We start from the raw sequence: 6,000 nt of genomic DNA, 5'->3' as shown, positions 1-6,000 counted from the left end.
TCGGCTTCGGCTTCGGCTTCGGCAATAGTATCGTCGGCACCTTCTTCGTCTGCATCATCTGCAGACACTTGTGGTGCGTCGCCATCTGCGGCAGTTTCCACATCGGCGTCAACCTCACTGTCGGCCTGCGCCGGCGCACTGCCCTCGCCGAGATCCAGCGCTGCATTGAGGCTTTCGATATCCCGGATCTCCGCCAGGGTCGGCAGATCATCCAGGCTCTTGAGGTTGAAGTAGTCGAGGAACTCACGGGTGGTTGCATACAGCGCCGGTTTACCCGGCACATCGCGATGCCCCACCACCTTGATCCAGCCGCGCTCGGACAGGCTTTTCACAATATGGGAACTCACCGCAACCCCGCGAATTTCCTCGATATCGCCGCGGGTTATCGGCTGGCGATAGGCGATGATCGCTAGGGTCTCGAGGGTGGCGCGGGAATATTTCTGCGGTTTCTCTTCCCACAGTTTGTTCACCCAGGGAGCCAGGTCTTCAGGCACCTGAAAGCGCCAACCGCTGGCGACCTGTTTGAGTTCAAAACCGCGCTCGGCGCAGCTTTCCGCGATTTGTTCAAGGGCCTCGCGCAGAACCGCTTTTTCGGGGCGTTCGCCCTCATCGATCAGGGACAGCAGACGATCTTCCGACAGCGGTTGTGCCGCTGCCAGCAGAGCGCCTTCCACGATCCGGCGCAATAATTCCGGGGCAATACTCATTGAATGGCGTTCACTTGCTATCAGCTGAACAGCGACGGGGATGTCGCTTCAGCATCGGGTTCTTGTTCGCTGTCGGGCTCGGGGTCGCTCACTTCAGCAACATCCTCGCCCTGTACAGCCGGCTCATCGGCCGAATCAAAGCCGTCCTCGGCAATCTCCTCAGAAACAGGCTCTTCAGTAACACAGTCTTCCGAGTCCAGGGCGTCCGCGACGTCGTCAGACATGTCGCTTTCATCCTCTCCCGGCTCGTCATCGGCAGGCTCCTCTACCTCGCCGCGGGCACGCACGTGAATAGGGCCGAAGGATTCGTTCTGCACCAGCTCCAGCAGTGACTCCTTGACCAGTTCCATCACCGCCAGGAAAGTGACAACCACCCCAAGGCGGCCCTCCTCTGCACGGAACAGGCTGACAAAAGGCACAAACTGACGGTGGCGGATCTTATCCAGCACCTGGGTCATGCGCTCGCGGGTAGAGAGCTTTTCCTTCTCCACCTGATGACTTTCGAACATGTCGGCGCGGCGCAGTACATCCGCCAGCGCAACAAGCACTTCTTTCAGGTCAACTTCCGGCTCCGGACGCGTGAGCTTTCGATCCGGACCGGTTGCACTGGCCTGGTGGATCTCGCGTCCCACACGAGGCAGCTCGTCCATATCTTCCGCCGCTGTCTTGAAACGCTCGTATTCCTGCAGACGGCGAATCAATGCTGCGCGCGGATCTTCACCTTCTTCTTCCTCGGCCTCCGGCGGGCGCGGCAGCAGCATGCGCGACTTGATCTCGGCCAGCATCGCAGCCATTACCAGATATTCCGCCGCCAGCTCGAAGCGTATCGCGCTCATCATCTCTACATACGTCATGTACTGGCGGGTGATATCGGCGACATTAATCTCGAGAATATCGAGGTTCTGACGGCGGATCAGGTAGAGCAGCAAGTCCAGAGGACCTTCGAAGGCCTCGAGAATAACTTCCAGTGCATCCGGCGGGATATACAGGTCGCTGGGCAGGTCGGTAAACGCTTTGCCCTCAACCATCGCAAAGGGCATTTCTCCCTGGCGGGGGCCGGTACTACCAGCCCGGTCACCGGAATCGGCAACCTGCGCGGTATCTTCAGCCTCGGCATTCAACACAGCATCTACTTCCGCGGCAGCGGCTTCGACGGCGTCCACCGGTGGCGTAGCGGCCTCGGCACCAGTGTCTGGATCGGCCACAGACTGCCTCGCCCCGCCGGCTTCACCGGGGGCGACCGCGATCGCATCTTCTATTTCGTCACTGGACACACTGCAGTCCTTCGGCACAACCAAACGGGCGATTATACATCAGTGTCAGCCGAGAATTTCATCAATCGCACCGCAACCCTGACGCACCAGAACCGCTTCATCTCCGGTCAGGTCCACCACGGTGGTGGCCTCGAGGCCACAGAAACCCCCGTCGATCACCAGTTCGACCTGATGCTCGAGGGTATCGCGAATATCGTAGGGATCGGTGAGGGGCTGCTCCTCGCCGGGCATGATCAGGCTGCAGCTCATCAACGGCTCGCCAAGGGTGGAGATCAGGCTCTGCACGATGGCGTTATCCGGCACCCGCAGGCCGATGGTCTTGCGCTTGGGATGCAACAGTCGGCGCGGCACCTCGGACGTGGCCGGCATGATAAAGGTATACGGACCCGGAGTGTGGTTTTTCAAAAGGCGGAACATCTGGTTGTCCACCTTGGCGTAGCTGGCGAGCTCCGAGAGGTCCCGACACATCAGGGTGAAGTTGTGGTCCTTGTCCAGCTGGCGCAGGGCTCTAATGCGCTCAACAGCCACCTTGTCGCCCAGCCGGCAGCCGATGGCGTAGGCGGAGTCCGTAGGAAACACGATCACACCGCCGGAGGAAACAATATCCGCCGCCTGGGTGACCAGACGAGCCTGAGGATTTTCCGGATGTATCTGGAAGAACTGCGCCACTTCTACCCCCTGAAGACTATGCATAAAAGACACAAAACTATTGAACCTGATCGGCGCCAGTTTGCCACAGATTCCAGACTGGCTCGACGCCCGCTGGCAGGCGCACACAGCCCAGTGCCCGCCACGGCTGGTCGGGCTGGTGAAAATCGCTGCCAAGGGAGGCCAGCAAGCGGCCGGACTCCCCGTCTGACGCCGCCGCTTGATCCAGCAGGCCGAGAATCTCCCGAGTCTGAACCGGATTCTGCTGTCCGCACACCACCTCCACGGCATCTCCTGCGGCGGCGCAAAAATCCACCAGCAGGGCCCGCAGTTTGGTGCGGGTCAGCCCGTATTTGAGGGGGTGCGCCAGTACCGCAGCACCGCCGGCGCCGCGGATCGCGGCGACGGTTTCCACCATATCCGGCCAGGGCACAGTGACATCACCGATCTTGCCCGCTCCCAGATACCGCTTGAAGGCCTTGCCGCTGTCACTGACATGTCCAGCCTCAACCATCCAGCGGGCAAAATGCGGCCGCCCGATCACCCCCTCTCCGGCCAACATCTGGGCGCCGGCAAGCGCGCCCGCAAAACCACGCTTTTCCAGCCGTTCGGCGATCTGCTGTGCACGCTCCCGACGCAACTGGTCCCGCCGGCCGATGGCCTGGACAAGTGCCGCGGCCCGCCGGTCAACATTCAGCCCGACGATGTGTACCACCCGCCGCCCCCAGAGAGCCGTCAGCTCAATGCCCGGTAACAGGGTCAATTCCTGCACCCGCGCCTCGGCCTCCGCCTCGTCAATTCCCGCTACGGTGTCGTGGTCTGTGAGCGCCAACAGTGTCACACCCGCCGATTTGGCCCTCGACACCAGCGCCGTAGGGCTTAAAATACCGTCGGACGCGGTACTATGGCAGTGCAGGTCGATTTGACCAGACAGCGCTTGCTCAGTCAGCAAAGGGCGACCAAGGGAATTTTCAGGGTCCATACTCTGTGTTCATTTTGGTTACCGCTGGTTTTAAAACCGTGTTCTGGATAGTGCGTAATGTATAGAACAGCCGTTTTGGCTTACACCGGGAAGTTGGCATTGATCCCGGTCATCGCTTCAAGCTAACTGACATGGAATCCGTACGGAAAGGAACTTTCCCGCCGGATTGCCGTCACATATCTAATGCGGCTTGAGCGAGCTGCCCAGTACTGTGGTACTCGGCACCCCATGGCATGGCAAGATGACATGCCGCGACGCACCAGACCGGCTCACCGGTTTCAGGGATAAGGCCCCGCGAACGGGGATCCACTATCGCCACTGACAGCTGTACAGTCAGCCAGCGGGCATTATCACCGGAACAGACCATGACCGATAGTAATCACAGCAATGCAGCCCCTCAGGCGGGCACCGCCGCGGATCCGACAGAAGCTCCGCGGCAAGCAGATACTAACCAGCAGGCACCTCAGAAAGAGAGCCTGCTGGCCAACCTGCTACTCAATATTGTCATCCCCACCCTGATCCTTACCAAGTTGTCCGGCGACAACTGGCTCGGCACCAAGTGGGCGATCGTGGTGGCTCTGGCGTTCCCCCTCGGATATGGCCTGCGCGACCTGCAACGCTCCGGCAAGGTCAACTTCTTTTCCGCACTCGGCATCATCAGCATCCTGCTCACCGGCAGCATGAGCCTGCTCGAGCTGGATGCGAAATATATTGCAATAAAAGAAGCAGCCATTCCCGGTCTGCTCGGCATCGCCACCATTGCCAGCCTCTATACCCGCTGGCCGCTGGTTCGTACCCTGATTTACAACGATCGCATTCTCGACACAGGCAAGATTGCCCGTACCCTGAGTTCCAATGGCAACGCATCGGCTTTTGAGCGCACATTGCAGCAGGCTTCCTGGATGATTGCCGGTTCCTTTTTTCTTTCATCCACATTGAACTACATCCTTGCCGAGGTGCTGCTGAAAAGCCCTCCAGGGACCGAAGCGTTCAATGAGGAGCTGGGTAAAATGACCGCACTCAGCTTTCCGGTAATCGCCCTGCCAGCGACCATTATCCTGATGCTGGTGCTGGTATTCCTGTTTCGCCGCATCGGCAAACTGACGGGGCTCAAGCTGGAAGAGATTCTGGTGCAGCAGTGACCGCTGCGACATCGTTTCAGGACAACAACATCGGGTGATGTCGAGCATTAATCTGCGGCATAAAAACCGAATTTATAAAAACGGAACTCAGGAAACAGAAATTCATTATGTGGTACGCCATTATCAGCCAAGACGTCGAAAATAGCCTGCCCCTGCGCCAGTCTGCTCGCCCGCAACACATTGCGCGCCTGAACACGCTCAAGGACCAGGGACGCCTACTGATCGCCGGCCCGCACCCAGCCATCGACAGTGAAGACCCGGGTGAAGCCGGTTTTTCCGGCAGCCTCGTAGTTGCTGAATTTGCATCTCTCGAGGAAGCCAAGGTGTGGGCAGATGCCGACCCTTATGTGGAAGCCGGTGTTTACGCCGCGGTAACCGTAAAGCCCTACAAGCTGGTTCTGCCCTGATCGACAGAGCCAGATTGCAGACATCAGTCACGATAACAGTACATCAGTACCCGATTTGTTCCAGACCATGAAAAAGTTTTTGCACACCGTCGCCGCCGGCCTGATTGCACTCGGCACAAGCCACAGCCAGGCCATCAGCTCTGAACGCTACATCACCGACGAGCTCCATGTTCCGATGCGCTCGGGCCAGGGCAATGAATTCCGCATTCTGCACCGCGGCCTTCCCAGCGGCACCAAACTTACCCTGCTGCAGGATTCCCCGGATACCGGCTGGGCCCAGGTACGCACCCCGGGCGGAGAAGAGGGCTGGATACGTCGCCAATATCTGGAAGCCGAGCCAGTAGCAAAAATCAAGCTGGCTCAGGCGGAAGCACGCCTGGAGCATATCGAGAGCCTGCAGGGCAACCTGGGCGGTGAAGTGCGCAGACTCGAAGAAGACAATGGCAAGCTGAGCGTTGCACTGAAAGCCGAAAAGGAACGCGCGGACACCCTGGCCAAGGAGCTCAAGGAGCTCAAGTCCCTGTCTGCCGACGCCGTTGCACTAAGCCAACGCCACCAGAAACTGCTCAACCAGCACGAGCTGCTGAAGCAGAAACAATCGATGAACCAGGCGGAAATCCAGCGCCTCTCCAACAGCGAAACCCAAAAGTGGTACATGTACGGGGCCATCTCGGTGCTGATGGGTGCCATCCTCGCGATGGTCATACCGCACCTCAAGCCACGTAAACGCAACACGGGGTGGGCCAACTAACGGCTTTCCCACACCACTGAGCAGCGGTTAGAATTTCATAACCGGCTCACAAAGCCCGGTCACCGACCGGGCTTTTTTATTTCCGGTGT

The 6,000-nt window shown here is 59.1% G+C and carries 6 protein-coding genes and 1 pseudogene; 3 read left to right on the top strand and 4 right to left on the bottom strand.

Features of this window, described 5'->3' with window-relative positions; genetic code table 11:
• The 4 genes and pseudogenes from scpB to B4U49_RS08950 all read right to left on the bottom strand — a co-directional run.
• The coding region (scpB, locus tag B4U49_RS08965) for an SMC-Scp complex subunit ScpB (protein ID WP_078084252.1) at nucleotides 1-707 on the bottom strand (707 nt) is incomplete at its 3' end.
• A 269-nt stretch (nucleotides 708-976) separates the two neighbouring features.
• A pseudogene (locus B4U49_RS08960) lies at nucleotides 977-1,912 on the bottom strand (segregation and condensation protein A); the annotation flags it as partial.
• A 114-nt stretch (nucleotides 1,913-2,026) separates the two neighbouring features.
• The gene (locus tag B4U49_RS08955) at nucleotides 2,027-2,650 is read right to left on the bottom strand and encodes an L-threonylcarbamoyladenylate synthase (protein WP_078084251.1); all 624 of its coding nucleotides are present in this window, start codon (nucleotides 2,648-2,650) and stop codon (nucleotides 2,027-2,029) included.
• Nucleotides 2,651-2,687: 37 nt separating this feature from the next.
• On the bottom strand, nucleotides 2,688-3,611 hold the full coding sequence (locus tag B4U49_RS08950; protein ID WP_143735600.1) for a PHP domain-containing protein: 924 nt from the start codon (nucleotides 3,609-3,611) through the stop codon (nucleotides 2,688-2,690).
• A gap of 365 nt (nucleotides 3,612-3,976) precedes the next feature.
• On the opposite strand from B4U49_RS08950, the gene B4U49_RS08945 reads away from it, so the two are divergent.
• From B4U49_RS08945 to B4U49_RS08935, 3 genes are all read left to right on the top strand, one after another.
• Nucleotides 3,977-4,753, top strand: coding sequence for a VC0807 family protein (locus B4U49_RS08945; RefSeq protein ID WP_239692536.1), 777 nt, complete (start codon nucleotides 3,977-3,979; stop codon nucleotides 4,751-4,753).
• Nucleotides 4,754-4,860: 107 nt separating this feature from the next.
• Nucleotides 4,861-5,160: a YciI family protein gene (locus B4U49_RS08940; RefSeq protein WP_078084250.1), complete on the top strand. Its 300-nt coding sequence runs from the start codon at nucleotides 4,861-4,863 to the stop codon at nucleotides 5,158-5,160.
• 67 nt (nucleotides 5,161-5,227) lie between these two features.
• Nucleotides 5,228-5,911: a TIGR04211 family SH3 domain-containing protein gene (locus B4U49_RS08935; protein ID WP_078084254.1), complete on the top strand. Its 684-nt coding sequence runs from the start codon at nucleotides 5,228-5,230 to the stop codon at nucleotides 5,909-5,911.
• Nucleotides 5,912-6,000: the final 89 nt, after the last annotated feature.

This window comes from Microbulbifer mangrovi (genome assembly GCF_002009015.1).
Taxonomy (GTDB): domain Bacteria; phylum Pseudomonadota; class Gammaproteobacteria; order Pseudomonadales; family Cellvibrionaceae; genus Microbulbifer; species Microbulbifer mangrovi.
This window is presented reverse-complemented; position numbering and strand designations above follow the sequence as displayed.